General features: G+C 66.9%; 23 protein-coding genes. 9 read left to right on the top strand and 14 right to left on the bottom strand.

Features of this window, described 5'->3' with window-relative positions; all coding sequences use genetic code 11:
* Positions 1-34: 34 nt before the first annotated feature.
* From ACTJKF_RS17975 to ACTJKF_RS17965, 3 genes are all read right to left on the bottom strand, one after another.
* Positions 35-790 (bottom strand): ABC transporter ATP-binding protein, encoded by a 756-nt coding sequence (locus ACTJKF_RS17975; RefSeq protein WP_440624835.1) that lies wholly within the window; start codon positions 788-790, stop codon positions 35-37.
* Positions 787-1566, bottom strand: a complete 780-nt coding sequence (locus ACTJKF_RS17970) for an ABC transporter ATP-binding protein (protein WP_440624834.1) — start codon at positions 1564-1566, stop codon at positions 787-789. Before ACTJKF_RS17970 ends, ACTJKF_RS17975 begins: the two co-directional genes overlap by 4 nt.
* Before the next feature lie 491 nt (positions 1567-2057).
* Positions 2058-3743, bottom strand: coding sequence for a GMC family oxidoreductase (locus tag ACTJKF_RS17965; protein WP_440624833.1), 1686 nt, complete (start codon positions 3741-3743; stop codon positions 2058-2060).
* A gap of 160 nt (positions 3744-3903) precedes the next feature.
* Between ACTJKF_RS17965 and ACTJKF_RS17960 the strand changes: the two genes are divergently transcribed.
* Both ACTJKF_RS17960 and ACTJKF_RS17955 read left to right on the top strand, forming a co-directional pair.
* The gene (locus ACTJKF_RS17960) at positions 3904-4803 is read left to right on the top strand and encodes a LysR family transcriptional regulator (RefSeq protein WP_440624832.1); all 900 of its coding nucleotides are present in this window, start codon (positions 3904-3906) and stop codon (positions 4801-4803) included.
* 241 nt (positions 4804-5044) lie between these two features.
* The gene (locus tag ACTJKF_RS17955; RefSeq protein WP_440624831.1) at positions 5045-5578 is read left to right on the top strand and encodes a class IV adenylate cyclase; all 534 of its coding nucleotides are present in this window, start codon (positions 5045-5047) and stop codon (positions 5576-5578) included.
* Positions 5579-5641: 63 nt separating this feature from the next.
* On the opposite strand, the gene ACTJKF_RS17950 is transcribed toward ACTJKF_RS17955, so the two are convergent.
* Positions 5642-6127, bottom strand: coding sequence for an Lrp/AsnC family transcriptional regulator (locus ACTJKF_RS17950; protein WP_006408082.1), 486 nt, complete (start codon positions 6125-6127; stop codon positions 5642-5644).
* A gap of 106 nt (positions 6128-6233) precedes the next feature.
* Here ACTJKF_RS17950 and phhA point away from each other — a divergent pair, with 106 nt between their 5' ends.
* Together phhA and ACTJKF_RS17940 are read left to right on the top strand one after the other, a co-directional pair.
* Positions 6234-7160 (top strand): phenylalanine 4-monooxygenase, encoded by a 927-nt coding sequence (gene phhA / locus ACTJKF_RS17945; RefSeq protein ID WP_440624830.1) that lies wholly within the window; start codon positions 6234-6236, stop codon positions 7158-7160.
* A gap of 131 nt (positions 7161-7291) precedes the next feature.
* The gene (locus tag ACTJKF_RS17940; RefSeq protein ID WP_440624829.1) at positions 7292-7600 is read left to right on the top strand and encodes a 4a-hydroxytetrahydrobiopterin dehydratase; all 309 of its coding nucleotides are present in this window, start codon (positions 7292-7294) and stop codon (positions 7598-7600) included.
* 92 nt (positions 7601-7692) lie between these two features.
* Here the strand turns inward: ACTJKF_RS17940 and ACTJKF_RS17935 are convergent, their stop codons facing one another.
* On the bottom strand, positions 7693-7923 hold the full coding sequence (locus tag ACTJKF_RS17935) for a DUF3717 domain-containing protein (RefSeq protein ID WP_014895474.1): 231 nt from the start codon (positions 7921-7923) through the stop codon (positions 7693-7695).
* A 122-nt stretch (positions 7924-8045) separates the two neighbouring features.
* Here ACTJKF_RS17935 and ACTJKF_RS17930 point away from each other — a divergent pair, with 122 nt between their 5' ends.
* Both ACTJKF_RS17930 and ACTJKF_RS17925 read left to right on the top strand, forming a co-directional pair.
* Positions 8046-8738 (top strand): response regulator, encoded by a 693-nt coding sequence (locus tag ACTJKF_RS17930; protein WP_006401494.1) that lies wholly within the window; start codon positions 8046-8048, stop codon positions 8736-8738.
* Between the two features lie 116 nt (positions 8739-8854).
* Entirely contained in the window at positions 8855-10339 is a 1485-nt protein-coding gene (locus ACTJKF_RS17925; protein ID WP_440624828.1) for a sensor histidine kinase, read from the top strand.
* 93 nt (positions 10340-10432) lie between these two features.
* On the opposite strand, the gene ACTJKF_RS17920 is transcribed toward ACTJKF_RS17925, so the two are convergent.
* The 7 genes from ACTJKF_RS17920 to mnmC all read right to left on the bottom strand — a co-directional run bounded on the left by ACTJKF_RS17920 (position 10433) and on the right by mnmC (position 19319).
* Entirely contained in the window at positions 10433-10963 is a 531-nt protein-coding gene (locus ACTJKF_RS17920) for an SET domain-containing protein (protein ID WP_440624827.1), read from the bottom strand.
* A gap of 180 nt (positions 10964-11143) precedes the next feature.
* Positions 11144-12256, bottom strand: coding sequence for an NADH:flavin oxidoreductase/NADH oxidase (locus tag ACTJKF_RS17915; RefSeq protein ID WP_440624826.1), 1113 nt, complete (start codon positions 12254-12256; stop codon positions 11144-11146).
* Positions 12257-12458: 202 nt separating this feature from the next.
* Positions 12459-13169, bottom strand: a complete 711-nt coding sequence (locus ACTJKF_RS17910) for a glutamine amidotransferase (RefSeq protein ID WP_440624825.1) — start codon at positions 13167-13169, stop codon at positions 12459-12461.
* A gap of 28 nt (positions 13170-13197) precedes the next feature.
* Entirely contained in the window at positions 13198-13836 is a 639-nt protein-coding gene (locus tag ACTJKF_RS17905) for a MarR family winged helix-turn-helix transcriptional regulator (protein WP_440624824.1), read from the bottom strand.
* A gap of 504 nt (positions 13837-14340) precedes the next feature.
* Entirely contained in the window at positions 14341-15456 is a 1116-nt protein-coding gene (locus ACTJKF_RS17900; protein WP_440624823.1) for a YbdK family carboxylate-amine ligase, read from the bottom strand.
* A gap of 14 nt (positions 15457-15470) precedes the next feature.
* Positions 15471-16685, bottom strand: coding sequence for a cation:proton antiporter (locus tag ACTJKF_RS17895; protein ID WP_440624822.1), 1215 nt, complete (start codon positions 16683-16685; stop codon positions 15471-15473).
* 675 nt (positions 16686-17360) lie between these two features.
* A complete protein-coding gene (gene mnmC, locus ACTJKF_RS17890; protein ID WP_440624821.1) occupies positions 17361-19319 on the bottom strand; it encodes a bifunctional tRNA (5-methylaminomethyl-2-thiouridine)(34)-methyltransferase MnmD/FAD-dependent 5-carboxymethylaminomethyl-2-thiouridine(34) oxidoreductase MnmC in 1959 nt (652 codons plus the stop codon).
* A 390-nt stretch (positions 19320-19709) separates the two neighbouring features.
* On the opposite strand from mnmC, the gene ACTJKF_RS17885 reads away from it, so the two are divergent.
* Positions 19710-19988 carry an HU family DNA-binding protein gene (locus ACTJKF_RS17885; RefSeq protein WP_006401505.1) on the top strand — a complete coding sequence of 93 codons (279 nt, stop codon included), beginning with the start codon at positions 19710-19712 and terminating at the stop codon, positions 19986-19988.
* Between the two features lie 130 nt (positions 19989-20118).
* On the opposite strand, the gene ACTJKF_RS17880 is transcribed toward ACTJKF_RS17885, so the two are convergent.
* Both ACTJKF_RS17880 and ACTJKF_RS17875 read right to left on the bottom strand, forming a co-directional pair.
* A complete protein-coding gene (locus ACTJKF_RS17880; RefSeq protein ID WP_440624820.1) occupies positions 20119-21432 on the bottom strand; it encodes a GTP-binding protein in 1314 nt (437 codons plus the stop codon).
* 173 nt (positions 21433-21605) lie between these two features.
* Positions 21606-22055 carry a lytic transglycosylase domain-containing protein gene (locus tag ACTJKF_RS17875; protein ID WP_440624819.1) on the bottom strand — a complete coding sequence of 150 codons (450 nt, stop codon included), beginning with the start codon at positions 22053-22055 and terminating at the stop codon, positions 21606-21608.
* Positions 22056-22451: 396 nt separating this feature from the next.
* Here ACTJKF_RS17875 and gspD point away from each other — a divergent pair, with 396 nt between their 5' ends.
* The gene (gspD, locus tag ACTJKF_RS17870) at positions 22452-24746 is read left to right on the top strand and encodes a type II secretion system secretin GspD (RefSeq protein ID WP_440624902.1); all 2295 of its coding nucleotides are present in this window, start codon (positions 22452-22454) and stop codon (positions 24744-24746) included.
* On the top strand, positions 24743-26242 hold the full coding sequence (gene gspE / locus ACTJKF_RS17865) for a type II secretion system ATPase GspE (RefSeq protein ID WP_440624818.1): 1500 nt from the start codon (positions 24743-24745) through the stop codon (positions 26240-26242). The genes gspD and gspE overlap by 4 nt, the downstream gene beginning before the upstream one ends.
* The last annotated feature ends 1 nt before the right edge of the window (position 26243 follow it).

Here is a 26243-nt window from a genome sequence, read left to right as displayed (position 1 = left end):
CGCCACGGCTAGCGGCAAGGGAAACGGTGCGGCGTCACACCCCGAGCAGGTCGTGAAGGATCGGCATCTTGCCTTCCAGTTCGGATGAGCGGAAATGCTCGACGATGCGGCCATGCTCCATCACGTAGAAGCGGTCGGCGAGCGGCGCGGCGAAACGGAAATTCTGTTCGACCATCACCACCGTGTAACCGCGCGCCTTCAGCGCGACGATCATCCGCGCGAGCGTCTGCACGATCACCGGTGCGAGCCCTTCGGAAATTTCGTCGAGCAGCAGCAGGTTCGCGCCGGTGCGCAGGATCCGCGCGACCGCGAGCATCTGCTGCTCGCCGCCGGACAGCCGCGTGCCCTGGCTCTGCCGGCGCGACGCGAGGTTCGGGAACATCGCGTAGATCTCGTCGAGCGACATCGCGTGCTCGCGCGGCCCGATCGGCGGCGGCAGCATCAGGTTCTCCTCGCACGACAGGCTCGAGAAGATCCCGCGTTCTTCCGGGCAATAGCCGACGCCGAAATGCGCGACACGGTGCGTCGCGAGACCGATCGTCTCGTTGCCGGCAACCTTGATCGAGCCGCTGCGGCGGCCGGTGAGGCCCATGATCGCGCGCAGCGTCGTGGTGCGGCCCGCGCCGTTGCGGCCGAGCAGCGTGACGACCTCGCCGCGATGAACGCTCAGGTCGACACCGTGCAATATGTGGGATTCCCCGTACCAGGCCTCGAGGCCCGTGATCTCCAGCGCGGGCGTGCCGCTTTCGACGCCGCTCAATTCGCGTTCCTCCCGTTCGCTGTGCTTCATGCGTGCGCCCCCGCGAGTGCCGCGTCGGTGCTGCCCATGTACGCTTCGATCACCAGCGGATTCTTCGACACTTCCGCATACGAGCCTTCGGCCAGCACCTCGCCGCGCTGCAGGACGGTGATCGTGTCGGAGATGCCCGCGATCACGTTCATGTTGTGCTCGACCATCAGGATCGTGCGGCCGGCCGCGACCTTCTTGATCAGTGCGGTCACGCGGTCGACGTCCTCGTGGCCCATCCCTTGCGTGGGCTCGTCGAGCAGCATCAGTTCGGGTTCCATCGCGAGCGTCGTCGCGATCTCGAGCGCGCGCTTGCGGCCGTACGCGAGCTCGACGGTCGGCACGTGCGCGAAATCGGTGAGGCCGACCTGCGTGAGCAGGTCCATCGCGCGATCGTCGAGCCGCCGCAACGTGCGCTCGCTGCGCCAGAAATGGAATTCGGTGCCGAGCGCGCGCTGCAGGCCGAGGCGCACGTTCTGCAGTGCGCTCAGGTGCGGGAATACCGCGGAGATCTGGAATGAACGGATGATGCCGCGCCGCGCGACCTGCGCGGGCCGCTCGTCGGTGATGTCGATGCCGTTGAAGACGATCTGGCCGGCCGTCGGTGTCAGGAACTTGGTCAGCAGGTTGAAGCAGGTGGTCTTGCCCGCGCCGTTCGGTCCGATCAACGCGTGGATCGCACCGCGACGCACGCGCAGGTTGACACCGTTCACGGCGGTGAAGCCCCTGAATTCCTTCGTCAGTCCGCGTGTTTCCAGAATCGTGTCGCCGAGAATCATGTTCCCTTCCGTACGAAGTCAGGCGAAGCACCGGGAAGATTCGCGAGAAGCGACCGCGAACAGGACCGCGGATCAGCGGGCTGCCCCCCGGGCGCCGTGTTACGCCTCGAGGGTGGTCTCCCGCGCCGACGCGTATGCACACTGCTGAACATTGTCGCCCCGTTGGTGCAGTGCAATCATCGGGATTTGCACTTATAGGGCTGGCCGCCATATCAGACGCGGCTGAACGCGAATTTTCGCCGCGGCTTTTTTTGACACGCGCATCATCGGCGGTCGCGCTCGCACGGCGCGTGCCTGCTTGAGCGCACGCGCATTACGCCGCGCGTTACGCCGCCGCGTGACAAAAAAGCCGCGTGACATGCGCGGCCGGCGGTGCGATTACCCTCTTTCATGTCGCTGATGCGCGGCAATCCGCATGCATCGGCTTGCTTCGCACGTCGAACCAGCGCGCGCCCGGATGACCGTTCGCTGTCGAGCGTGTCAGCGCATCGTCACGCCGCCGTCACCGCCGCGTTCGTTCGCACCTGCGTCGCGTCGTGCGCCGCACGGCGATCGGCGCGGATCATGTCACTCGCGCGCTCGGCGATCATCAGCGTCGGCGAATTCGTGTTGCCCGACGTGATGAACGGCATCACCGATGCATCGACGATCCGCAGCCCCGCGACGCCACGCACGCGCAGCCGGCTGTCGACGACCGCACGTTCGTCGTCCGCACGCCCCATCCGGCACGTACCGACCGGATGGAAGATCGTCGTGCCGACCGCGCCCGCCGCTTCGATCAGTTCGGCTTCGGTCCGGTACCGCGAGCCGGGCAGGATCTCCTCGGGACGGTAGCGCGCGAGCGCCGGCGCGGACGCGATCCGGCGCGTGAGGCGCAGCGCGTTCGCGGCGACGTGGCGATCGTGGTCGGTCGACAGGTAGTTCGGTGCGATCGACGGCGCCACGCTCGCATCGGGGCTCGCGATATGCACGCTGCCGCGCGAGCTCGGCCGCAGATGGCAGACGGATGCCGTAAACGCGTTGAAGCCGTGCAGCGGCTCGCCGAATCGCTCGAGCGACAACGGCTGCACGTGGTATTCGAGATCGGGACGCGTGAGCGCCGGATCGTTGGAATCGGACTTCGCGAACGCGCCGAGCTGCGATGGCGCCATCGACATCGGCCCGCGCTGCAGCAGCGCATATTCGGCGCCGATCATCAGCTTGCCCCACCAGTGCGCGGACAACGTGTTGAGCGTGCGCACGCCTTCGACGCGAAACGCCATCCGCAACTGCAGGTGATCCTGCAGGTTCTCGCCGACGCCCGGCAGATCCTGCACGACGTCGATGCCGAGCGCCTGCAGCCGCGCGCCCGCGCCGATGCCCGACAGTTCGAGCAGCTGCGGCGAATTCACCGCGCCGGAGGTCAGCAGCACTTCGGCGCGGGCACGCGCGACGTAGTCGGTGCCGCCGCCGCGATACTCGACGCCGACCGCGCGCCGCCCGTCGAAGATCACGCGCTGCGCGTGCGCACCGGTGATCACGGTCAGGTTCGGGCGCGTCATCGCGGGCCGCAGGAACGCCTTCGACGTATTCCAGCGCACGCCGCGCTTCTGGTTCACCTCGAAATAGCCGACCCCGGAATTGTCGCCGCGGTTGAAATCGTCGGTGGCCGGAATGCCCATCTGCTGCGCGGCCTGCGCGAACGACTCGAGGATCTCCCAGCGCAGCCGCTGCTTCTCGACGCGCCAGTAGCCGCCCGCGCCGTGCGCATCGCTCGCGCCCGCGTGGTGGTCCTCACTGCGCTTGAAGATCGGCAGCACGCTGTTCCACGACCAGCCGGCGTCGCCGGTTTCCTGCGCCCAGCTGTCGTAATCCTCGCGCTGGCCGCGCATGTAGATCATCCCGTTGATCGACGAGCAGCCGCCGAGCACGCGGCCGCGCGGATACGACAGCGCACGGCCGTTGAGCGCCGCCTCGGGCTGCGTCTTGTACAGCCAGTCGGTGCGCGGATTGCCGATGCAATACAGATAGCCGACCGGGATGTGGATCCAGTGATAGTCGTCCTTGCCGCCCGCTTCGAGCAGCAGCACGTGGATGTCGGGATCCTCGGTCAGGCGGTTCGCGAGCACGCAGCCCGCGGTGCCCGCGCCGACGATCACGTAATCGAATTCGCCCTCGAGCGTGCGTTGAGTGCTCACGACGTGTCTCCTTCCTTATCCGCCGCGCGTGTAATTCCGCGCGTCATTTTCAGCATAGTGCGTCGCGGCCGACGCGACCGATGAAGCGTACTCCGCCCGCCGGCCGCCGATCCAATGAGTTATGCTGAACTGCGTTATAAGCTGCGCTCATATCACGACGATGGATCTCACCCTGCTCCGCGCGTTCGTGACGGTCGCCCGCGAAGGCAACCTGACGCGCGCCGCCGCGCAACTGCACCTGACGCAGCCGGCCGTCAGCCTGCAGATCAAGCATCTGCAGGAAACGCTCGGCGTCGCGCTGTTTACGCGCACATCACGCGGGCTCGCGCTCACGCGCGATGGCCAGACGCTGCTGCCGCACGCGGAGCGCGCGCTGGCCGCGGCCGCCGACGTGCAGCGCGCCGCTGCTGCGCTGCGGCACGAAGTGCGCGGCCGGTTGCGGATCGGCACGATCCTCGACCCCGGCTTCCTGCGGCTCGGCGGGTTCCTGCGCGCGCTGGTCGAAACCCATCCGCAGATCGAGACCGCGCTGCGGCACGGGATGTCGGGCTGGGTGCTCGACCAGGTGCGCGGGCAGGCGCTCGACGTCGGCTACTACATCGGCCGGCCCGATGAGGACGAACCGCGCGACGACGCGCTGTTCCACACCGTCACACTGACGCGTTTCCAGTACCGCGTGCTCGCGCCGGCCGGCTGGAAGGAGCGCGTGCAGCGCGCGCACGACTGGCGCGCGCTCGCCGCGCTGCCGTGGATCTGGACGCCGCCGGCATCCGCCCATCACCGGCTGCTGTCGCGGCTGTTCGCGGCGGCCGGCGCGCAGCCGGTCAAGGTCGCCGAGGTCGACCAGGAGCAGTCGATGCTCGATCTCGTCAAATCGGGGATCGGGTTGACGCTCGCACGCGATTCGACCGCGCTGGCCGAAGCGCACGCGCATGCGCTGACGATCGTCGAGCGCGTGACGGTGCCGACCGAACTGACGTTCGTGACGCTCGCCGAGCGGCGCGACGAACCGGCGATCGCGGCCGCGCTGCGGCTGATCGAGGCGCAGTGGGCGATATGAGCGCTGGTGATGTCGGTATGGCAGGTCGCGCGCCGGGTTTGCGCACCTGAAGCGGGCCGACGCCGCCTGCGGAGCTTGCGGCTCGCCACCCCGCGCATGAGAGGAGAAATCGCGCGCGGGCCCGCATCGCCTGCCCCGCGTCGCGTCGCCGCGTGCCGGTCGCGCGTCACGCCACCATCACGGGCTTTTTGCTAGATTGTGCGTTCGCACACCGCGAGACCCCTGATTGAAGGAGACCCGCATGGCCCGCAACATCGAGATCAAAGCCCGCGCCCGTGAATTCGACCGGCTGCGCGAACAGGCGGCTAGGCTCGCGACCGACGCGCCGCTTTTCTACCGCCAGCAGGATTTCTTCTACGACGTGCCGCGCGGCCGGCTGAAGCTGCGCCGCTTCGAGGACGGCACGCCGGCCGAGCTGATCTTCTACCAGCGCGACGACCGCGACGGCCCGAAGGCGTCGTACTACACGCGCAGCCCGGTGACGAACCCGGACGCGATGCATTCGCTGCTCGCGACCGCGCTCACCACGCGCGGGATCGTGACGAAGGAACGGCACGTGTACCTCGTCGGCCGCACGCGGATCCACCTCGACCGGGTCGACGGCCTCGGCGACTTCATCGAGCTGGAAGTGGTGCTCGGCCCCGACGACGACGAAGCCGGCGGTGAAGCCGAAGCACACGACGTGTTTGCGAAGCTCGGCGTCGCGCAGGACGATCTCGTCGCGGTCGCGTACGTCGACCTGCTGAACGCCGACGCACGGACCGAAGCGGCCTGAGGCGCCTGCTCCGGCCCTATCCGCGGCGGCGTATCGCGCCCCGCCGCCGGCCCGGCCGCCGCGTCACGCGGCGCCGGGCGCCAGGTGCGCGAGCGGCAGCGCGCCGTTACGCTTGAAGGTCGTCAGCACGATGTTCGAGCGCACGCTGTCGACGCCCGGCACGCGCATCAGCTTCTTCATCACGAACTGCGACAGCGCGTTGAGGTCCGGCGCGACGATCCGCAGCAGATAGTCGGCATCGCCGACCACCGCATGACATTCGAGCACCTCGGGCAGCACGTCGATCTGCTGCTGGAACTGCTCGATGATCGAATCGCCGTGGTGCTTGAGCTTCAGGCTCGTGAACGCAGTGACGCCGAGCCCGAGCTTTTCGGGGCGCAGCATCACGCGGTAACCCTCGATCACGCCGGCCGCCTCGAGCCGCTGCAGCCGCCGGCCGATCTGCGACGGCGACAGCGGCACCTCCTCGCCAAGCTGCTGGTGCGTCGCGCGGCCGAAGCGCTGCAGCACGTCGAGAAGCGCGAGATCGAAGTGATCGAGTTCCAGCATGAGCAATCTCCGCATTGATTTCTTTTTTGATGCGAGATTATCGCATCAACAGGCGAATTCACGCCATCTTTGCGCCCATTCCGCACGTCACCCGCTCTACACTTGCATGGTTCCCAACCACCGCGTGCAGAGTCTCACCATGTCCACCGTCGTCACCGCGAAACTGCAGGAGCAGTTCGACGCGGGTCTCGAAACCCGCGCCGATTTCACCATCGACCAGCCGCTCGAACGCTACGGCCGGGTCGACCACGCGGTGTGGCAGCAGCTCTATGCGCGCCAGTCGGCACTGCTGCGCGGACGCGCGTGCGGCGCGTTCATCGCCGGGCTCGGGAAGATCGACCTGCCGGCCGACCGCGTGCCGTCGTTCGCCGACGTGAACCGCCAGCTGAAGCCGGCGACCGGCTGGGACATCGTCGCGGTGCCGGGCCTCGTGCCCGATCGCGTGTTCTTCGAGCACCTCGCGAACCGGCGGTTTCCGGTGACCTGGTGGATGCGCCGCCCGGATCAGCTCGACTACCTGCAGGAGCCCGACTGCTTCCACGACCTGTTCGGCCACGTGCCGCTCCTGATCGAGCCGGTGTTCGCCGACTACATGCAGGCATACGGCCGCACCGCGCTTGCGGTCGCCGACGACGAAGCGGCGCTCGCGCGGCTCGCGCGACTCTACTGGTACACGGTGGAGTTCGGGCTGATGCGCGACCCGGACGGCACGAACGGGCTGTCGATCTACGGCGCCGGGATCGTGTCCAGCAAGGGCGAAAGCCTCTACAGCCTTGAAAGCGCGGCACCGAACCGGCTCGGGTTCGACCTGGAACGCGTGATGCGCACGAGGTACCGGATCGACACGTTCCAGAAGACCTACTTCGTGATCGACGATTTCGCGCAGCTGTTCGCGCTCGCCGACGTCGACGGCCGCGCACTGGCCGACCGGCTGGCCGCGCTGCCGGAATTCCCGGCCGGCGCGGTGATCGACAGCGATCTCGTGCTGCAGCGCGGCACGGGCGAAGGCTGGCCGGACGACGCCGACGCGTAATGCGAGTCATGCGAGAGCGGGCGCCCGCCTGGCGGATGCCCGTCGCTCAACTATGAAACAATGACCGGTACCGGCTTTGCCGCGCGGCGGCTGCGCGTGCGCGAGCGCCGTTACCGAACGAGAGGTGCAAGATGATCCACAAGCTCACATCAGAAGAACGCAAGACCCGCCTCGAAGGCCTGCCGCACTGGACAGCCGTGCCGGGCCGCGACGCGATCCAGCGCAGCCTGCGCTTCGCCGATTTCAACGAGGCCTTCGGCTTCATGGCCCGCGTCGCGATCAAGGCGCAGGAAATGAACCACCATCCGGAATGGTTCAACGTGTACAACCGTGTCGACGTGACACTGTCGACCCACGATGCGGACGGCCTGACCGAGCGCGACATCGAACTCGCGCAGTTCATCGACCAGGTCTGTGCGCACCTCCAGCCTGCTGCCTGAGTACTGTCTCTACCGCCGCGCATCTTTCGACGCGCGGCGCGTCAACTTTTCATTTCGATGAACGTTTTCTACGATGTATTCAGCGAAAGCCTTCAGCTTTCCAAGCCATCTTTAAGGCGCGCGTAAGTCTCGTACGCTTTCCGCGCCTTGGGGTCCAAACCTTCCAGTTGCAGCGCGCTTCCGCGCTGTACAATCAGCAGCGCATACGGCTTGGAGAGCGCGCTGGCCTCTTCGCAGAGTTTGAGTTCGTCGCCGCTCGATGGCGAGCGGGCGCGCCAGAAATTGATCGCGGCTTCGAGGTCGTGGATCGAAATATCGGACATGATTGGATTTAATCGTTCGCTGGCCGCCATGCTTGATGTCAGGCGATGCGGCGCCCCTGTGGAAACGGCGTCGTGCTGTCCGCGTGCCTGAACCGCCAACCCATTGTACTTGAGCGAACTTCATGCGACTCCTTCTGATCGAAGACGACCGCCCCATCGCACGCGGTATCCAGAGCAGCCTCGAGCAGGCTGGCTTCACCGTCGACATGGTGCACGACGGCATTTTTGCCGAACAGGCGCTGGCCCAGAACCGCCACGAACTCGTGATCCTCGACCTCGGCCTGCCGGGCATCGACGGGATGACGCTGCTCACGCGTTTCCGCCAGACCAATCGCCACACGCCCGTCATCGTGCTGACCGCGCGCGACGAACTGAACGACCGGATCCAGGGCCTGAACTCCGGCGCCGACGACTACATGCTCAAGCCGTTCGAACCGGCCGAGCTCGAAGCGCGCATCCGCGCGGTGATGCGCCGCAGCGGCCCGCACAGCGACATGCCGCGTCCGGAAGTGTCGCTCGGCGGCGTCCGCCTGTCGGGCGTCGATCGCCGCATCTTCAACGACGACAAGCCGCTCGAGCTGTCGCCGCGCGAATTCGCGGTGCTCGAAATGCTGCTGCTGCGCCACGGCCGCGTCGTCAGCAAGGCCCAGCTGCAGGATCACCTCACGCACTTCGGCGGCGATCTCGGCGACACCGCGATCGAAGTCTACGTGCACCGGGTGCGCAAGAAACTCGAGCAGTGCCGTGTCGAAATCGTCACGGTGCGCGGCTTCGGCTACCTGCTGCAGGAAATCCGCCAGACCGCGAGCGTCTGAGCGGCGCCGCACGCCGGCCGGCCGCATGCCGCCGGCGCGCTGCCCTGCCCGCGTCGCCGTCCGGCGCACGACCACGCCGCTCCCCGTGAGCGGCGCTTATCCATTTGCCCGTCGAAATGTCTCCTGATCCGGCTGTGACTACCAGCCTGCGCCGCTCGCTGCTCAGGCGTCTCGCGGCACCGCTGTCGATGCTCGCGCTGATGAGCGGCCTGATTGCCTACTGGCTCGCGTGGCAATACACGCAACACGTGATCGACCGCTCGCTCGCCGATCTCGCGACCGCCATCTCCAAACAGATCCAGATCGCCGGCCCCGACGCGCCGTTCACGGTGCCGCCGCTCGCGCAGGCGATGTTCTCCGATCCGGCCGAGGCGCTGATCTACCGGATCAGCGACGGTGAACAGGAGCTCGCGGGCGACCCGAAGCTGCCGCTGCAGGGCATCAACGTGCGCCGCATGCATCACGCGTACGTGTTCGAAGCCGAGTACGACAACCGCGCGGTGCGGGTCGCGCAGGTGCGCGTCGACGACGTCGATGGCGGCCGGCCGATGGTGGTCGAGGTCGCGCAGCCGGTGCGGCACCGCTACCGGATCGCGGCCGAATTCCTCGTCGCGATCATGATGCCGCTGCTGCTGCTGCTGCTCGCGGGCTGGGGCATCGTGTGGCGCGTCGTGAACCAGCAGCTCGGCCCGCTCACGCATCTCGCCGATTCGCTGAACCGGCAGACCCACACGTCGCTGGAGCCGGTCGATGAAACCGACGTGCCGCTCGAGATCCGGCCGCTGACGAGCGCGATGAACGCGCTGCTCGGCCGCCTGAAGACCGCGCTCGACGCGCAGCGCAAGTTCATCGCCGATGCCGCGCACCAGTTGCGCACGCCGCTCACGGCCGTGAAGCTGCATGCCGAGCAGGCGGCCGTCGCGCGCGATCCGCAGCAGACCTACGCCGCGGTGCGCGAGCTGCGTGCGGCCGCCGACCGTGCGGTGCGACTGTCGAACCAGTTGCTGTCGCTCGCCCGCGCGGAGCCAGGCGAGCAAGCCGCGCGTTTCGTCGATGTCGATCTGGCGACGATGGCGTTCGAGACGGGTGCCGAGTGGGTGCCGCGCGCACTCGCGTCGCATGTGGACCTCGGCTTCCAGCGCAGCGACGAACCCGGCGACGACGAAACGCTGAACGTGCGCGGCAACCCCGTGCTGCTGCGCGAGGTGATCGCGAACCTGCTCGACAACGCGCTGAAATACGTGCCGCTGGCCCGGCCGGACGGCGCACGGATCACCGTGAACGTCGCACGCGGCGCGCTCGAGGACGGCCAGCCGGCCGCCGAGATCGTCGTCGAGGACAACGGCCCGGGTGTGCCGGCCAATCAGCAGGCCGACCTGTTCAAGCGCTTCTTCCGCGGCGATGCGCAAAGCGGCAACGGCGTCGAGACGGGTGCCGGGCTGGGCCTCGCGATCGTGCACGACATCATCGCGATGCACGGCGGCACGGTATCGTACGAGGATGCAGCGGAAGGCGGCTCGCGCTTCGTGGTGCGAGTGCCGCTTGCCGAGCGCACCGCGAAGCCGGCCAGCGAGACACCGGCCGCCGCACCGACGCACTGAGTCGCGCACGGCGCGCGCACCGGCAGGGAGAGAGGAACGGCCGCTCGGCGGCCGTCCATTGAAGCCGCCGCGCACGATGCGCGGCCGCCCCGGCTACTTCTTCTTTTTCTTGTCCTTCGTGCCGGACCCGGACTTGCCGTCCTGCTTGTCCTTCTTCTTTTTCTTCTTGCCGTCGTCGTCCGGTGTCGCGAGCAGCGTGCCGCGGCACGCGGTCGCGCCGCAATGGCACGCGTATTCGCGCTTGAGCTTCTTCGTCAGCTTCTCGTCGATCACGAGGCCATAGTCGTAGAACAGCTCCTCTTCCGGCCCGATGTCGCGCAGCGCATGGATGAACACGCGGCCCTTGACCTCCTCGGCCTCGCAATTCGGCGCACACGAATGGTTGATCCAGCGCGCGCTGTTGCCGTCGATCTTGCCGTCGATCACCCCGCCCTCTTCCAGTGCGAAGTAGAACGTATGGTTCGGCTCGCTCGGGTCGTGCGGATGGCGGCGCAGCGCCTCCTTCCACGAGATTCGCTCGCCCTTGTATTCCACCACGCGCTCGCCGGCCATGATCGGTTCCACCGCGAACACGCCCTTGCCGTGTACTCCCGAGCGGCGCACCGCGATCCTGCGTGAACTCATCGAACGAATCCTTGTGAAGACGGCTTGAATGGAAGACGGCCGCGGTGCGCGACCCTCTCGTCGCGCACAACGAACCTACGGCACCGGTCGGTGCCGCGTCGGGGCATGCGGCGAATCACCCGCATCCTACACGTTCGAGATTGCTTCATTCAACATCGCGCGCACCGGCGCGCATGACGCTCAGCGCTGGCCGAATGCGATGTCGCCGAACAACGCCTTGTGCTCGCGCGGCTGCGAACGCCAGTACTGCGGCGGCGCCGACACCTGCGCGCCGAGCTCGGCGGCCGCGTGCCACGGCCAGCGCGGGTCGTACAGCATCGCGCGCGCCATCGCGACGAAATCGGCGTCGCCCGCCTCGATCAGCCGGTTCGCATGGGCGGGTTCGTCGATCAGGCCGACCGCGATCGTCGGCATCCCGACCGCGCGCTTCACGGCCTGCGCGAACGGCACCTGGTAACCGGGCGACAGCGGAATCTTCTGCAGCGGCGACACGCCGCCGGACGATACGTCGATCCAGTCGCAGCCACGCTGCTTCAGTTCGTGCGCGAACGCGATCGTGTCGTCGAGCTCCCAGCCGCCCTCGACCCAGTCGGTCGCCGACACACGCACGCCGACCGGCCGGTCCTCCGGAAACGCCGCGCGCACGATCTCGAAGATCTCGAGCGGAAAGCGCATCCGGTTCTCGCGCGAGCCGCCGTATTCGTCGGTGCGCTGGTTCGCGAGCGGCGACAGAAACTGGTGCAGCAGGTAGCCGTGCGCCGCATGCACTTCGAGCGCATCGATGCCGAGGCGCGCGGCGCGCCTCGCGCAAGCCGCGAACGCTTCGCGGATCCGGTTCAGGCCGGCCGCGTCGAGTGCGAGCGGCGGCGCCTCGCCATCCTTGTGCGGCAGCGCCGACGGGGCCGCCGGCAACCAGCCGCCATCGGCGACGGACACAAGCTGGCCGCCCTTCCACGGCACCTCGCTCGACGCCTTGCGCCCCGCATGCGACAGCTGCATCGCGACGCGGACCGGCGAGTGCTTGCGAATCGACGCGAGCACGGGCTTGAGCGCCGCTTCGGTCACGTCGTCCCACAGGCCGAGGTCGCCGGCCGTGATGCGGCCGTCCGGTTCGACGGCGGTCGCTTCGATGCAGAGCAGGCCCGCGCCGGACAGCGCGAGATGGCCGAGGTGAATCATGTGCCAGTCGGTCGCCTCGCCGCGCTCGGCCGAGTACTGGCACATCGGGGAAATCACGATCCGGTTCGGAAGGGTCACGCCGCGCAGCGTGAACGGGGTAAACAGCGCAGTCATGGATGCCGCTCGCCAGGAAAGGGAAAGAGCGGACGAGCGTAGCATGCAGGCCTGAAGCCTGCTGAAGGCGGGTTCGGCAGTAAGCGGATGGTCAGCCAGGGCCGGCGTGAAGCCGATCGCGACGGCGCGCCTGTGACATGCAGCGAAGCTGCCAGCCGGCATTGCCCGCCAGCCGGTCATGCGCGGTGCCGCACGCCCGGGATCAAAGCCCGATGCTGTCGAGCCACTCCGCGAACATGCGGCGCGCGGCCGATTCCAGCGCGGGACCGTGCTGCACGGTATCCGCGCGCAGCTGGCACGCGTCAATGCCGGACGTCGATGCGATTTCGCCGGCGTTGCCGATCAGCCAGGGTTCGAAGCGGTCGGTGCGGATTTCAGGATGGCACTGCAGCGCCAGCACATGCCGCCCCCACGTGAACGCCTGGTGGCGGCAGGCCGGCGTCGACGCGAGATGGATCGCGCCGCCCGGCAGGTCGAACGTATCGCCGTGCCAGTGGAGCATCGACGTCGCCGCGCCGTCGAGATGGCGCAGCGGCGACGCGCGGCCCGCGTCGGTGAGCGTCAGTGGCGCCCAGCCGAGCTCCTTCTGTGCAGCCGGATAGACGCGCGCACCGAGCGCGCGGGCGATGAACTGCGCGCCCAGGCAAATGCCGAGGATCGGCAGCCCGGCGTCGATGCGCTGGCGCACGAGCGCCGCAAGCGGCGCGATCGACGGATACTGCGCGTCGTCATACACGCTGAGCGGGCCGCCGAGCATCACGAGCAGCGACGGCTGGCGCGCATCGAGCACCTCGACGCGCGACGATCCGACGTCCACGTAGCGCACCCGCCGCCCGCGCTCCCCGAGCACCTGCTCGAAGCTGCCGAGGTCCTCGAAATGCACGTGGCGGATCGCCACCACTTCCGCGTTCATCATCGGCCTCCCGGTCGATCGACGGACGTCAGCCGGCGAACACCTTCCAGGTCTTCTTCTGCGTCGCCGCGTCGGCTTCTTCGTGCACCGAACAATCGAGACGCAGATCGCTGTCGGCCATCGCCATGTCGAGCGCCGCGCAGTGATGCACGGTCTTCTTCGACTGCTTGCCCGGCTGGAAATGCGCGCACGTGAGGCACATGCGCTGCGGCGGCGTCGCACCGGCCACCTGCAGTTCGCGCAGCGTCTTCAGCAGCGCGCGGTACAGCGCGCCCTGCTCGTCCGCGCCAAGCTTGCCGACCGCTTTCGTCAGGAATTCCGGCCATTGCAGCGCCTTCTTCGCCGCGGTACGGCCGCGGGCCGACAGGCGCACGGCAAGCGCACGGCCGTCGTCCAGCGCGCGACGCTTCTCGACGAGCCCCTTCGTCTCGAGCGTGCTGACCGCATCGCTGGTGGTCGCAGCGGTGAGCTGCGTCTCGCGCGCGATCTCGCCGAGCCGCATCGGGCCCTTGCGTTGCAGCAGCAGCACGAGGATCTCGCCCTGCGTCGGCGTCAGGCCTGCGCCTTCCGCCCAATCCCATGCCTGGCTTCGCATGGCCGTACTCAACCGCAGCAAGCTGTGGGTCACACGCCCCGAAGCCTGATTCCCGTAAACGCCTTCGCTCATAGTCTTTTCGCTTTGCCGCCGCCCGGATTGCCGAGCAGCCGTAGTGTGGAGATCGAATGTCTATCTCAAAACAGACGCTCGTTGAAGAGCGTCGACACGGCCGTCGCGAGGCACACGCGGCGGTCGCGTTCGCGGCGACCGGTGAGACACACGTCGTTCCGGTGTCCGCAAAGCCGACATTCTAAGCGAGAGCGGAAAATCGCACAGCTAAGTTATCCCCCACGTTCTGTGGAAAATCGTTGGATAACCTGATTTTTTCGTTGTGCCGGCAATCGGTGCCGGCCGCGCGGCGCAATGCGCAAGCATTTTCCGGTTCGGATCGGCCACCGTGCGGACCGCACGAGTCCACCGGTTATCCATCCCGCAGAGCATTGACTTTGCAGCGGAATATCGGGTTATCCACAGATTTTCAGGACGACTGGCGACGCAATCGGCCCGAATCGGCGCCGGCCGCCGTTCAGCGAATCGCCGCGCGGTCGAGCCTGTAATCTGCAAAACATTTTTTCATTCACGCCAGCGCAGGCACTGCTGCCGAACCGTCTCGTTCAGCGATTTTTCCTGCTTGAAAACGGTTCTCAACCACGATGCGTCATTCACGCGCGCCTTCGCGAGCGCGCCGATCTCGTCGAGTGCCGCGCGCGAGCCGAGCGCGGCCGCATGCGGCGCGATCCGGTCGAGCGTGTCGAGGATGTCTTCCGCGATCGTGCGGCGCTCACCTGTCTGAGGATTGACGCAGGTGCCCTCGAGCCCGAAGCGGCACGCTTCGAAACGGTTGAATGTGTAGACGAGATAGTCGTCCTCCGACAGCTTCAGCGGCCGGTCGGTCAGCAGGTAGCGTGCAAGCGTCTGGATGTAGCACGCGATCGCGGCCGCGCGGTCGACCGACAGCGGCGTATCCATCACGCGCACCTCGATCGTCCCGTAGCCGGGCTTCGGCCGGATGTCCCAGTAAAAGTCCTTCATCGAGTTGACGACACCCGTGTTGACCATCTTCGTGAAGTACTCCTCGAAGCTGTCCCAGGTCAGCACGAACGGCGCGCGCCCCGACAGCGGGAACGCGAACACCGAATTCAGGCGCGCCGAATGGAAGCCGGTGTCGACGTTCTGCACGAACGGCGACGACGCGGACAGCGCGATGAAATGCGGAATGAAACGCGACATCGAGTGCAGCAGGAACAGCGCGCTGTCCGGATCGGGACAGCCGATGTGCACGTGCTGGCCGAACACGGTGAACTGCTTCGCCAGATAGCCGTATAGCTCCGAGATGTACTGGAAGCGCGGTGCGTCGTAGATCTGCCGGTCGCTCCATTGCTGGAACGCATGCGTGCCGCCGCCGCCCAGCCCGACGTTGAGCTGGTCGGCCGCCTTCACGAGCACGTCGCGGATCGCGCGCAGTTCGGAGACGGCCTGCTCGTGCGAATGGCAGATGCCGGTCGACAGCTCGATCATGCTCTCGGTGATTTCCGGCGTGATGTTGCCGGGGAAGGTCTCGCCCTGGATCAGGCGCATCAGGTCGGATGCCGCTTTCGTCAGATCGTAGTTGTGCGTGTTGACGACCTGGATCTCCAGTTCGACGCCGAACGTGAATGGTTCGGAATTGACGAAGGTTTCGAGTGCCATGGCAGGTTCCGGAATCAGTTTCTGTCGCTGCGTTCGCTGACCGCCGACAGGCAGCGGTAGACGACGAACGGGCTGACGAGCTGCAGGATCACGATCGTGCACATCACGATCGCGCGCAGGTGCGGGTCGAAATTCGGATAGAGCTGGTAGGTGTCGTCGACGAGCAGGTACGACAGCGCGGACATCGGCGTGAGCGCGATGCCGAGCGCGACGCCCTGCTTCATCCCGAGCCCGCTCGGCTTCGCGAACACGACGACACCGGCCAGCTTCGCGACGAGCCGCGTGACGATCAGCGCGATCGCGAGCAGGCCGCCGAGCGCGATGTCGCCCCACGTGAACGACGTGAGCGTCAGCACGAACAGGGTCACCGTCAGCAGCCAGCCGGCTGTGCCGAAATGCTCGGGCCACAGCTGCGGACGCGCTTCGAGATTCTTCACGATGATGCCGGCGAGCAGCAGCGTGAGCAGCGTCGACAGCTTCAGCGCCTGCGCGACCGCGATCGCGAGCATCACGAGCCCGAACAAGGCGACGAACGAATGCTCGTCGCGCATCGTCGCGGTCATGTGGCGGAACAGGTAATTGCACGCACGCGCGACCAGATACGCGACGATGAACGAACCGACGATCAGGTAGACCGGCTGCAGGATCGTCGCGAAAACGTTCCCGTACGCTTCCTGGTGGAGCCAGCTCGTGACGAGCTTGGTCAGCACGATCGCGTACACGGCGTTCAGCGCGGTCAGCGTGATGAGCCGCTGCGACACCTGCCCTTCCGCGCGCAGTTCGGTCTTGAGCTGGATCACCATCGACGGCGACGTCGCAATCGCGATCGCCGACAACACGAGCGCGACCATGCCCGACACGCCGAGCGCGAGCATCACGAACAGCACGAGCACGAACGTCAGCGTCGCTTCCGCGAGGCTCGACGCGATGAGCCACGGATTGCGGCGAATCCACTTCAGGTCGAGACGGCTGCCGAGCTCGAACAGCAGCAGGCCGAGCGCGACGTCGATCAGGAGCCGCGAGGTTTCGTCGGTGCTCGCGTCGATCACGCCGAATCCGAACGAACCGGCGACGAGACCGATGACCGCATAGCCGGTGATGCGCGGCAACCGCCATGCGCGATAGCACAGCTCGCCACACAGACCGGCCGCGAACAACGCGAGGCCGGCCCAGAACACGGCATCCGGCGCAAGCGGCCAGTTGGGCAGGAATGAGAACGCCGACTTCATCGTGGTGACTTCTCCTTTGGAAGCAACCGCCAGCGACACGGGGTCAAGCGTCAGAAATGAGATGCGCGCGCCGGCTGGGTATCGCCCCGAATGTGATTGTTGTGGTCGACGACGGCGGACATGGGATCCGCCTCTTCCGCCGTCCGGCGGAACTGTCGTTCAGGCTGCCGATCTGGATTGTCGGCCTGGTGTGTGAACGGACGGCGCTGTCTCGAAGATTCAGATTCGAAATCGTGCCGACCGTTCCATTGATGCATGTCCGGCGCTTGGCCGAACGAACGCGAAGGAAACCGATTGTGCCACAGCTTTTTCGCTCCGGAACCGATTGAATCGACTCGCAGCCCTGTGAGCCGCTGCAGGTCGTTGGTTTCAAAGGTTTACTTGTATATATACGTAGTAGAAGTTAACAAGGCGCGCACAGTTCTGTGGATAACTTCGGTTTACGTAGCAAGATCAATGCGTTGGCGTTGCCATAACCGGTTGCACAGGCTGTTTGCTCACAGAGGTTTGAGTTGAGCAACTTTCGGGCCGCCTCACAGCTGTGCCGAGTTACCCAGTTTACGTCCACTGTGATTGCACACGCAGTGCGCACGGATTCCGCGCGGTTATCCACAGCGTGGCGTGGATAACCTTGCGCGAAGCAATCGAAGGACTGTGAGGCGCCGCCAGTCGGGGTCAGCCGATCTGGCGGCCGCGCAGCGCGCGGATCAGGAATCGGGCCGGGTCGACGGCATCGGCGAGTTCGCGCTCGAGCGGCAACGGCTCGCCTTCGAGTTGCGACGCGATCAGCTCGGCGCCCAGCGCCGCCCACACGAGACCGCGCGAGCCGTAGCCGAATGCGCCGTAGAGGCCGGCCGTGCGCGGGAGATCGCGCGCCTTCGCGCCGCTCAGCGCGCGTGCATTCGCGACGGCCTGCGCTTCGTCGGCAAGCGGGCCGATCACCGGCACGCGATCGGCGACGACCCAGCGAAACGCGACGCGCCCGCGCAGCGTGTCGACGTCGGACAGCTCGCCGATCAGGCCGGGCAGCAGATGCCGCACGCGCTCGACGTTTTCGAGATGCCCTGCGGTGCGCATCGCCGGATCCACGTCGTCCGGTTCGAACGTCGCGCCGATCAGCAGCGTGCCGTCGTCGAGCGGCACCGCATAGCCGTCGCCGATCGCCGGGCACGGCAGCGCCGCCGTGCTGCCCGGCGGCAGCAGCGTGAGCTGGCCGCGCACCGGTTGCAGCGCGACATGCCGCAGGCCGGCGAGACGCACTGCGTCGCCCGCATTCGCGAGCACGACGACCGGCGCCGCGGCGAGCGTCGCGCCTGCCGCATCGACGGCGCGCCACGTGTCGCCATCACGCTCGAGTCGCGCGACTTCGGTGCCGGCCAGCAGTTTCACGCGTTCGCCGGCCGCCGCGACTTGCGCGGCGCACAGCCCGGCCGGCCAGACGGCACCGCCATGCGGAAACAGCAGGCCGCCATGGGCGACCGGCAAGTTCAGATGCGTGCGAGCGGCGTCCGTATCGAGCAGCGACGCATAGTCGGACGGTGCGCCGAGTGCGTCGAACGCATCGCGCATTCGTGCGAAATCGTCGGCCGATTCCGCGAGATGGATCATCCCGCGCGTGCTGCGCACGAACGCATGGCCGGCACGTTCGAGCGCGCGCCAGCGTGCGAGCGCATGCAGGAAACCCCCGCGCGTGAGGCGGCTCGCGATGTTGTCGTCGCGCGTCATCAGCGGATGAAACACGCCGGCCGGATTGCCCGATGCGTCGCTCGCGATCCGTTCGTGCCGCTCGATCAGCGTGACGTTCCAGCCGCGTGCGGCGAGCCGCTCGACGACCGCGCAGCCGGCAAGCCCCGCGCCGATCACGATCGCGTCGCGCGCGGCAACCGGCAATGCGCGCGGCGGTTCGTGCCGGCGCATCCGCCAGCGCGGCGCATATTCGCCGACGCGCAATGCGGGCTCGCCCGTGCCGTCGTCGACGTCGCGACTCGTGAAACCTGTTTGCTCCAGCGCATGTTTCACGGCGTCGTCGCGCGCATGCGTCGCATACGTCGCCCCTTCTCCAGCGACGTGCGCGAGTGTGCGAATCACGTCGGTCGGCAGCAAATCGCCGTGCCCGGCCGATGCGGCCTGGCCGAGATAGAACGCATCGGCGCGCGCGACGAGCCGCTGCAGCATGTCGCGCGCATCGCCGAATGCGAGCGTGAGCACCACGCGTCCTTCGTCGAATTCGAGCCGATGCAGGCCGGGCACGAGCATCGGCCACGCGTCGACCAGCGCTTCGGCATGTTTCGAAATGGTTGTGTTTGCAACCATATGGGAAACGGCTCGGCGCAAATCGTCGCGCGAGAACGGATGCGGTTCGATCGCGACGAAATGCAGCCGCTCGCCGCGCGCGGGATCGTCGCGCCACGCGGCCCATGTCGCGAGAAATTGGCCGCCGGCGCCGAACCCCGTCGCGACGATCGTGAACGTGCGGCGCCCCTGCCAGCGGGCCGGCAGGCCGTTGCCGGCGAGCATCCGGCTGGCGTGCGAGCCTGCGCGCGACGCGTCGCGACGGAGTTCGCCGTACTCGGGCGAGACGAGAGTGCCGTCGTCGCGGACGGCGAGCGTGGCGGGAACGAGTCGGTCGGGCATGCGAAACAAAAAACGTGTCAGCCAAGCCTGGCAAGGGATTGCGCGGAGGGGTCCGACGGGCCGTTGGCAAAATCCAACGGCGTTGCGCATGGGCGGACCCGGCTGCGTATCCTGCCCGGTTGGCGCAGGTCAAAAAACGGGCAATCGACGATTCATTCGGCGAAATACCGATGAAAATCTTTGAAACCCTTGTCGTTATTGGGTTTGCGCTGCGCTATCATAGCAACGCCGTACCGCGGGGTGGCCGCCGGCCAAGCCGGACGGCACGTCGCGCGGGCCAGGATTCGGCGCTGTGCCGTCGAAGTCTGACTCTCGACGGCACGGTTCGCGCACGTATAATCGGCGCGTTCGCGCTGTTCGTGTCAAACCTAACCTGAAAAAGGAACCTTAATGAACAAACAGGAACTGATCGACGCCGTCGCCGCCCAAACGGGCGCCAGCAAGGCTCAAACCGGCGAAACGCTGGACACGCTGCTCGAAGTCATCAAGAAGGCCGTGTCGAAGGGTGATGCGGTTCAGCTGATCGGCTTCGGCAGCTTCGGTTCGGGCAAGCGCGCAGCACGTACGGGCCGCAACCCGAAGACGGGCGAAACCATCAAGATCCCGGCAGCCAAGACGGTCAAGTTCACGGCTGGCAAGGCGTTCAAGGACGCCGTCAACAAGCGTTAAACCAGCGCCTGTTCAAGAGAAAACCCGCCGTTCGGCGGGTTTTTTGTTGGGTGCGCGCGGCGTTTTCGCCACAGTCCGCACCACTCTTGCAAGATTTAACGGTTGCTTCGCAGGCCGTTTTTACCGTGCGTTACGCGTGGACGATCTGCGCGTCGCCGGGATCGTCGTCGTCGTGCGCGTCGACATCCCACACCGGGAACGGATCGTCGAACGCCGTCCATTGCGCCGCACCGAGCGCGAATTCCGCGTCGGTGAGCAGGCACGCGTCGAGTTTCTCGCGCCATGCGTCGGCATCGAGCCCGATACCGATCAGCACGAGTTCCTGACGGCGATCGCCGACCGAGCGGTCGTCGAGCTCACCTTGCCATTCCGTGCGAATCTCGGCGAGCAGCTCGTCGTCGTCCGGCCATTCCGCGCGATCCTGCGCGGCCCACCAGAGCCCTGCCGGGCCATGACGGCAGACGCCGCCCGCTTGCGACAGCGAACCTGCGATGTCGTTGCGCGTCGCGAGCCAGAAGAAGCCCTTGCTGCGCAGCACGCCCGGCCACTCCTGATGCAGCAACGCCCAGAGCCGAGCCGGATGAAACGGCCGGCGCGCGCGGTAAACGAAATTGCCGATGCCGAATTCGTCGGCTTCGCCGTGCACGTGCGCATGATGCGGATCGTGGCACTCGGGATCGTCGCAATGCGTGTGCGCGTGATCGAGCGACGCGAGCCAGCCCGGCGCGTTCGCGGCTTCGTCGAAATCGAAGCGGCCGGTGTTCAGCACTTCGTCGAGCGGCACGTTGCCGAACGTCGACACGACCTGGTGCGCGCGCGGATTGAGCCGCGCGAGGATGTGCCGCAGGCGCGCGAGCTCATCGGCGGCGACGAGGTCGGCCTTGTTGATCACCAGCACGTCGCAGAATTCGATCTGCTCGATCAGCAGTTCGACGAGCGTGCGATCGTCTTCGTCCGAGGCGGCGATGCCGCGCGTCGCGAGCGCGTCGTCGGAACCGTAGTCGCGCAGGAAATTGTAGGCGTCCACCACGGTGACGAGCGTGTCGAGGCGCGCGACTTTCGACAGCGATGCGCCGTCGTCGTCGACGAACGTGAAGGTTTCGGCGACCGGCATCGGCTCCGCGATGCCGGTCGATTCGATCACGATCGCATCGAAGCGCCCCTCTGCCGCGAGATTGCGGATCTCGACGAGCAGGTCGTCGCGCAGCGTGCAGCAGATGCAGCCGTTCGACATCTCGACGAGGCGCTCCTCGACGTGCGACAGCGCCTGCGCATCGCGCACGAGCGACGCGTCGACGTTGACCGCCGCGAGATCGTTGACGATCACCGCGACCTTCAGGCCCGCGCGGTTCGCGAGGATGTGATTGAGCAGCGTGGTCTTGCCGGCGCCGAGGAAACCGGACAGCACGGTGACGGGCAACGGCTGGTTCATTGCCGGATTCATAACGATTTGCACCAACGGAAAAGATGAAAAAGCGGCCGCGGCGCCTTTGCGGGGCACGATCGGCCCGGAGCCGGTCGCCCGCAGCCGGGCGAAACCGCAGCGTGAGAACCGCATTGTGCATCAAACGCGCGCGGGCCGAGCGGCGCGGCGTCAGCGCGCGATGCGACGCGGCATCACTGGACGGGCGGCAGCAGCTTCCATTGCGCGAGGATCCCGGCGATCTGCCGCGCGTACTTGTCGCGCAGCGACGGCGTTTCGGAATGATAGGCGCCGACGGCCTGCCAGGTGTTGCCGTAGCGGTTCATCTTCTGGCGCAGATGCCACGCGGCGATGTAGACGTTCTTGCACGGCTCCATCAGCGTGTCGCGGCCGATGCCGTAGCGCGACAGCGCGGACAGGTGGATCGAGTTGATCTGCATCAGGCCGTAGTCGACCGAGCCGTTCGTATTCTTGTTCAGCGCGTCGGGCCGGTTGCGCGATTCCTGCCACGCGATCGCGCGCAGGATCAGCGGATTGACCTTCTGGTACCGGGCCGCCTCGTCGAAACAATCCGCGCGAGCGTTTCCGCAGGCGAACCACACGCCGGCGGCGACCAACGCGATCGAAGCGAACCGTCTGTTCATGGTGCGGAAACGTGAAACGCAAAGGGAATGACGCAAGGGTCGGGAAAACCCGCGCCGGTTATTCGTGCGACCAGAAACAAGCCGCCCGTATCATACCGGCAGTCCGTTACGTTGCGACATGCGGGAAGACGGCAACCCGTTTATAGCGTATTTCCGTGTCGAATCATCGCAATATGACAGCGATGGCCGACAAGCCGATGCGAGGCAAAGCCTTACATATCGCATACATCGCGTCGAATACATGTCGTATGTGAGACAGTCCTCGGATCAATGTGATATTTCGGACATGAAAAACTGCTAATGTCGCCCCTTTAGGACCTTGGATCCCAGCACTACCGCCGGAAGCGGCCTGAGCCGGCATCGACCCATTCATCCATGACAAGAAATCGCTTCGTTATGCGGCGCGTCGCGACGACCCTGATCGTCGCCGGCATCATCGTCTCGCAGGCCGCCTACGCTCAGGTCACGCTCAATTTCGTGAATGCGGATATCGACCAGGTCGCCAAGGCGATCGGCGCCGCAACCGGCAAGACCATCATCGTCGACCCTCGCGTGAAGGGGCAGCTCAATCTCGTGGCCGAACGGCCGGTGCCGGAAGACCAGGCACTGAAGACGCTGCAGTCCGCGCTGCGCATGCAGGGCTTCGCGCTCGTGCAGGATCACGGGGTGCTGAAGGTCGTGCCCGAGGCCGACGCGAAGCTGCAGGGCGTGCCGACCTACATCGGCAATACGCCGCAAGCGCGCGGCGACCAGGTCATCACGCAGGTGTTCGAGCTGCACAACGAATCGGCGAACAACCTGCTGCCGGTGCTGCGGCCGTTGATCTCGCCGAACAACACGGTCACCGCCTACCCGGCGAACAACACGATCGTCGTCACCGATTACGCGGATAACGTGCGCCGCATCGCGCAGATCATCGCGGGCGTCGACAGCGCCGCGGGCGCGCAGGTGCAGGTCGTGCCGCTGCGCAACGCGAACGCGATCGATCTCGCCGCGCAACTGCAGAAGATGCTCGACCCGGGTGCGATCGGCAACAGCGATGCGACGCTGAAGGTGTCGGTCACGGCCGACCCGCGCACCAATTCGCTGATGCTGCGTGCCTCGACCGCGTCGCGCCTCGCGGCGGCGAAGCGTCTCGTGCAGCAGCTCGATGCGCCGAGCGGGGTGCCCGGCAACATGCACGTCGTGGCGCTGCGCAACGCCGACGCGGTGAAGCTCGCGAAGACGCTGCGCGGGATGCTCGGCAAGGGCGGCAACGACACCGGCTCGTCCGCGTCGTCCAACGACGCGAACAGCTTCAACCAGAGCGGCGGCTCGTCGTCGAGCGGCAACTTCTCGACCGGCACGTCCGGCACCCCGCCGCTGCCGTCCGGCGGCCTGGGCGGCTCGTCCTCGTCGGCGTATGGCGGCGGCGCATCGGGCAGCGGCAGCCTCGGCAATGCCGGCCTGCTCGGCGGCGACAAGGAAAAGGGCGACGACAACCAGCCGGGCGGGATGATCCAGGCCGACGCGGCGACCAACTCGCTGATCATCACGGCATCCGAGCCGGTCTACCGGAACCTGCGCTCGGTGATCGACCAGCTCGACCGGCGCCGCGCGCAGGTCTACATCGAGGCGCTGATCGTCGAACTGAACTCGACGACGGCCGGCCAGCTCGGCATCCAGTGGCAGGTCGCGAGCGGCGCGCTGCTCGCCGGCACGAACCTCGCGGCCACCGCCGGCACCGTGGCCGGCAACAGCATCATCAACCTGACGACGGGCACCGCGGGCAGCACCGCGGTCGGGCTGCCGGGCAATCTCGCGAACCTGAACCAGGGCCTCAACATCGGCTGGCTGCACAACATGTTCGGCGTGCAGGGGCTCGGCGCGCTGCTGCAGTACTTCGCGGGCGTGAGCGACGCGAACGTGCTGTCGACGCCGAACCTGATCACGCTCGACAACGAAGAGGCGAAGATCGTCGTCGGCGAGAACGTGCCGATCCCGACCGGTTCGTATTCGAACCTGACGAGCGGCACGACGAGCAACGCGTTCAACACCTACGATCGCCGCGACGTCGGCCTGACGCTGCACGTGAAACCGCAGATCACCGACGGCGGGATCCTGAAGCTGCAGTTGTATACCGAAGATTCGGCGGTCGACACCGCGACGTCGAATGCGCAGACGGGCCCGTCGTTCACGAAGCGCTCGATCCAGTCGACGATCCTGGCCGACAACGGCGAAGTCATCGTGCTCGGCGGCCTGATGCAGGACGCGTACAACGTGTCCAACAGCAAGGTGCCGCTGCTTGGCGACATCCCGTGGATCGGCCAGCTGTTCCGCTCCGAAAGCAAGCAGCGCAAGAAGACCAACCTGATGGTGTTCCTGCGCCCGGTGATCATCGCCGACCGCGGCACCGCGCAGGAAGTCACGGCCAACCGCTACGACTACATCCAGGGCGTGACGGGCGCGTACCGGTCGGACAACAACGTGATCCGCGACAAGGACGATCCGGTCGTTCCGCCGATGCCGCTGGGCCCGAGCCAGGGCGGCACGGCGGCCGGCAACCTGTTCGACCTCGACAAGATGCGCCGCCAGCAGATGCAGCGTCAGGTGGCGCCGCCGGTCGAACCGGCGCCGGTGCAGCCGCAGAGCGTGCCGCAGCAGCCGGTGCCGCAACAACCGCTGACCGCCGCGCCGGGAGCCTTGCAGTGAGCAACGTGCTCGCGTCCTCGCCCCAGGACGGCGCGCCGGACGAACGGCAGCCGCCGTCGCCGCTTGCCGCGCGCCTGTTGCCGTACGGCTTTGCGAAGAGCGGCCAGGTGCTGATCGCGCACCAGCTCGACGACACGCTCGAGGTGTGGATCAGCGAACGCACGAGCGATGCGGCGCTGGCCGAGATCGCGCGCAATTTCGGCTCGATCTCCGTGCATCGCGTGCCGGCCGACGCGCTCGCGCAGGCGATCAACCAGGCGTATGCGCGCCAGGACGGCAGCGCGGCGCAGATCGTCGGCGAGGTCGAGGGCGAAGTCGACCTGTCGCGGCTGATGCAGGACATCCCCGAGGTCGAGGATCTGCTCGAGTCGGAAGACGACGCGCCGATCATCCGCATGATCAACGCGCTGCTCACGCAAGCCGCGCGCGAACAGGCGTCGGACATTCACATCGAGCCGTTCGAGAATGCGTCGGTCGTGCGCTTTCGCGTCGACGGCACGCTGCGCGACGTCGTGCGCCCGAAGAAGGCGCTGCACGGCGCACTGATTTCGCGGATCAAGATCATGGCGCAGCTCGACATCGCCGAGAAACGCCTGCCGCAGGACGGCCGCATCACGCTGCGCGTCGGCGGCCGGCCGGTCGACGTGCGCGTGTCGACGCTGCCGACCGGGCACGGCGAGCGCGCGGTGCTGCGCCTGCTGGAAAAGGACGCGCAGCGCCTGAATCTCGAAGCGCTCGGGATGGGCCGCGACACGCTCGGCCAGTTCGACAAGCTGATCGGCCGCCCGCACGGGATCGTGCTGGTGACGGGCCCGACCGGTTCGGGCAAGACGACCACGCTGTATGCGTCGATGTCGCGGCTCGAAACGGCGACGACCAACATCATGACGGTCGAGGATCCGATCGAATACGACCTGTCCGGCATCGGCCAGACGCAGGTGAACGAGCGGATCGGCATGACCTTCGCGCGGGCGCTGCGCTCGATCCTGCGCCAGGACCCGGACGTGATCATGATCGGCGAAATCCGCGACCTCGAAACCGCGCAGATCGCGGTGCAGGCATCGCTGACGGGCCACCTCGTGCTCGCGACGCTCCACACGAACGACGCCGCGTCCGCCGTCACGCGCCTGACCGACATGGGCGTCGAGCCGTACCTGCTCGCGTCGTCGCTGCTCGGCGTGCTCGCGCAGCGTCTGGTGCGCCAGCTCTGCCCCGTGTGCAAGGAAGAACGGCATGAAGACGGCCGTACCGTGTGGCATCCGGTCGGCTGCGCCAAGTGCGGGCATTCGGGCTATGCGGGCCGGCGCGGCGTGTACGAACTGCTGGTGATCGACGACTCGATCCGCTCGCTGATCCACCGCAATGCGGCCGATGCGGAGATTCTCGCCGCGGGCCGCGCGGAAGGAATGCGCACGTTGCGCGACGACGCGGAGCGCTGGCTCGCGGCCGGCGCGACGTCGCTCGAGGAAGTGCTGCGCGTGACGGGAGGCGCATAGC

It is taken from the genome of Burkholderia sp. 22313, assembly GCF_052045245.1.
Lineage (GTDB): Bacteria > Pseudomonadota > Gammaproteobacteria > Burkholderiales > Burkholderiaceae > Burkholderia.
Note: the sequence above shows the minus strand (reverse complement) of the source record. Positions and strands in the feature narration are given on the sequence as shown.